We start from the raw sequence: 3,410 nt of genomic DNA, 5'->3' as shown, positions 1-3,410 counted from the left end.
GCTGCTGATCAGCTCCTGATAATGAAGTAAAGTACCCGTTACTTGAATTAGAAATTTAATTAGCTTTTCTTGGTCCGCTTAAAATATAAATATCCTAAAACACCTAAAATTATACCTCCGAAAACAATAACTTAAAATATAATATCCCCTATAAACATAACCTGTTCCTCCTATGCTAAAAAACATTTTCCTAAATCTGTATACGTGATTTTTCCTAAAAAGGTTTCAACTGATAGTTTAATTCTAAAAGTCTCATTAAACTAAACTGCCCCGTTAGCCCCATAAGAAAAGAGCTGATCGCAAAGCTCTTTAATTCTTGCATCTGAGGGTTGAATAAAAATTGGGCTTATATGTGTTTTTTTAATCTCTTTTCCATCAGTTCTGCCATTTGTTTCGAATTTGGATTTCCTTCATTTTGTAATTTATCAATGATGTTAATATAATCCGTTTCATTTCGGTTCTGACTTAATTTATCAGCAGCCTGAATTTCTCCCACCTTAATCTTAAAACCAACTATACCTTTCAGTTCACTTTCTAAAAGATGAGGAGAAAGTTTATCCCATAAAACAGGATTTTCACGATTTTCTTCATATTTTTCCAGCATTATTGTGAACTCTTCTATTAATTCATCTTTCTCTAAAATGCTTGCATTACCATATACATGGACGGCTTGATAATTCCATGTTGGAACTTCTTCATGCCCATACCAAGAAGAAGAAATGTAAGCATTCGATCCCTGAAACATTACAAGCACATCTTCACAGGTTTCAAATGTTTTCCACTGAGGATTTCCATAAGCCATATGCCCAGTAATATAGTAATCATCACCCTTTTTATTTAACCCCAAAGGCAAATGAGTGGCAATTGGTTTCCCTTGTTCTGTTGTGACAATCGTGCCAAAAGAGTTTTTTTGAACAAAACCCCAAATTTCATCAACATTTTTGACCTTATAATATTTTGGAATATACATAATAATCCACCTTTCAAAAAAAGTTATATGAGTGTTTTGGTCATTATAAAGTCCATTTGTCCTTCATCACCCATATAAAAAGAGTGGGCTCCAGTTTGAACAAACCCCAGTTTCTTATAAAAAGCAATAGCATTTTCATTTTTTTCCCATACGCCTAGCCAGATTTTCTTTTTATTACGTTCCATCGCAATTTCCATAGCTTTATTTAGCAGATATTTACCAAGCCCATGTTTTTGAAATTTTTTCTTTATATAAATCCTTTCGATTTCAAGTGATTCAGCACCCATTTCTTCAGACTGAGCTTCATTGGTATTGACCTTTAAATATCCAGCGACTTCATTATTAAAATAAACAATAAAGAATTGCGAAGAAATATTGGATAATTCTTTTTCTAATTGTTTTAAGTTAAATGCCCTTTCCAAATAGGCATTCATATTTTCAGGTGAATTCTGATGCTTAAATGTCTCATTAAATGTTTCATAACTAATTTCTTGAAGTTTGCGAGAATCTTCAAGGATACACTTTTTTATATTTATAGTCATATATGTCGCTCCTTTTATATAATCAATAATTTCTCTTGTTTCCCTTTTTTACAAATTCCCAGTCTTTTTCTATATTTTTTCTTACTCTTTGAAGAAGATTGAAAATGGTTTCTACTTCTCTTTCGGAAAATCCCTCTAATGCAACGATATTGGAATAATCATTTTCTCTTTTTATAAAAGGATAAACATTTTTCCCTTTCTCTGTTGGAAAGAGTTTTTTAATTTTTTTGTTATGTTTATCTTCTTTCTTTTCAATAAAGCCATTAATTTCAAGTTTTTTTATAGCACGAGCTGCTGTTGTTCGATCTACTTTTATCATCACAGCTAACTTTTCTTGAATGATTCCTCGGTTTTCACATATTCGCACATGGTACAAATACTGCCCTTTTGTAAGGTCATATTCTTTAAATTCTATATTACTTATAGAATCTAATGCCCTTGCAATCATTCCAATTTCACGAAGAATTTCATTCATAATTAACTCCTTAGTACATATTTTTGTTGCAAATGCAATAAAAATAACATATATTAAATTTAACCTAACTTTGTTGCGTTTGCAACAAAAAAATAATGATAAAGAGGTCGAGTAAAGTAAATATGTTTTTTATGTATTAGGAATTTTAATATTAACCCTTGGTATTTCTTTCACTATACAATCAGACCTTGGAACWTCACCTTTTGATGCACTTTTGGTAGGACTGTCTATAAATGTGGGGCTTACTGTGGGAAGTTGGGAAATAATAATAGCTTTAATATTGATATGTTGTAATACATTTAGTTTATTATCAACATTAATTTTTAAATAAGCATAAAAAGCCCCTCTCTTTATGAGATGGGCTTTTTGAAGTGGAGTACTTAGGGGTACTCATGAATACTTTATCTATTCAATTTCATTTTATTCTCCAAATTACTACATTATACCCTAACTCTTTTTAAATGGTTTTAATGTTTGGGAAGACTATTTTGCTCTATAACTAACAGGTGGTTTACTTCAATAAGGGAGGTTGCTGCGACAACCTTATTCTTACGGAACTAAAGGGACAGGTAAGGTTAAGCGTAACGTGTGTAAATGAGACTTATTTATTATTCTTAATTATAAATGAACTCCATCATTCTTCAAGAAGCTTTGCTACATCAATAATCACATTAATACAAAGAAGATTCAACACATCAATTTCTAGCGAATTAAATATGATTAATATTCCTCGTAACAATTATTAATTGTTAAATTCATATAAATCATCTATTAACTAGACTTATAATGGTATAATTAACCAAAAAAATGACGATAAATATTTCTGATGTGCAGTTTATAGTCTTAAAAGGAGAAGTGGTTATGCGTAAGGTTACAGTTGGGATACCTTGTTACAATGAAAGTAAAAACATTTTAAAATGCCTAGATAGTATAACATCTCAATCAGATATATTTCAGGGTATCGAAGTACTAATAGTAGATGACGGGTCAACGGATGATACAGTAAAAATTATTGAGAATTATAAAAAACAGTACAATATAAATGGAAATATAAGGATATTAACTCAAAAAAATACTGGCGGCCCATCAACCGCTAGAAATAGAATTATCGATGAAGCCGAAGGGGAATATATCTTCTTTGTTGATGGAGACGATTATCTTGCTGAAAATTCCATTTCAAATATGTATACATTAGGTAAAGAAAATGATTCAGATGTTATTATCGGAAAATATGAGGGTGTCAATCGTAGAGTTCCTGTATATGTATTTAAAAGTACGCAAATAAACACGAATTTTTTTGATTCGCTAGTAAAAGACACGATGTCAGTATTGAAAATGTTTAAAACTGAATATCTCCGTTCTTTGAATATTCGTTTTAGAAAAGATATTAGATTGGCAGAAGATCACCCCATTGCTATGAGAG

The 3,410-nt window shown here is 30.7% G+C and carries 4 protein-coding genes and 1 pseudogene; 2 read left to right on the top strand and 3 right to left on the bottom strand.

Annotation, left to right across the window (positions count from 1 at the left end):
* Positions 1-346: 346 nt before the first annotated feature.
* Genes AC1DUW_RS23905 through AC1DUW_RS23895 form a run of 3 tightly spaced genes read right to left on the bottom strand, consistent with a single transcriptional unit; the run spans position 347 to position 1,987 of the window.
* Complete coding sequence (locus tag AC1DUW_RS23905; RefSeq protein ID WP_477643630.1) at positions 347-970, bottom strand: FMN-binding negative transcriptional regulator; 624 nt, start codon at positions 968-970, stop codon at positions 347-349.
* A 23-nt stretch (positions 971-993) separates the two neighbouring features.
* Positions 994-1,512 (bottom strand): spermidine/spermine N(1)-acetyltransferase, encoded by a 519-nt coding sequence (gene paiA, locus AC1DUW_RS23900; protein WP_477643629.1) that lies wholly within the window; start codon positions 1,510-1,512, stop codon positions 994-996.
* 22 nt (positions 1,513-1,534) lie between these two features.
* Positions 1,535-1,987: a MarR family winged helix-turn-helix transcriptional regulator gene (locus AC1DUW_RS23895; RefSeq protein WP_477643628.1), complete on the bottom strand. Its 453-nt coding sequence runs from the start codon at positions 1,985-1,987 to the stop codon at positions 1,535-1,537.
* A 142-nt stretch (positions 1,988-2,129) separates the two neighbouring features.
* Between AC1DUW_RS23895 and AC1DUW_RS23890 the strand changes: the two are divergent.
* Positions 2,130-2,285, top strand: a pseudogene (locus AC1DUW_RS23890) (DUF6198 family protein); the annotation flags it as partial.
* A 563-nt stretch (positions 2,286-2,848) separates the two neighbouring features.
* Positions 2,849-3,410: glycosyltransferase family 2 protein (locus AC1DUW_RS23885; protein ID WP_477643627.1), on the top strand; the 562-nt coding region annotated here is incomplete at its 3' end.

This window comes from Peribacillus sp. P4_C12, assembly GCF_056402095.1.
This window is presented reverse-complemented; position numbering and strand designations above follow the sequence as displayed.

Excerpts from the sequence above, each read along its gene's own strand:
- paiA (WP_477643629.1), bottom strand. The coding sequence starts at position 1,512 with ATGACTATAAATATAAAAAAGTGTATCCTTGAAGATTCTCGCAAACTT.
- AC1DUW_RS23895 (WP_477643628.1), bottom strand. The coding sequence starts at position 1,987 with ATGAATGAAATTCTTCGTGAAATTGGAATGATTGCAAGGGCATTAGAT.
- AC1DUW_RS23905 (WP_477643630.1), bottom strand. The coding sequence starts at position 970 with ATGTATATTCCAAAATATTATAAGGTCAAAAATGTTGATGAAATTTGG.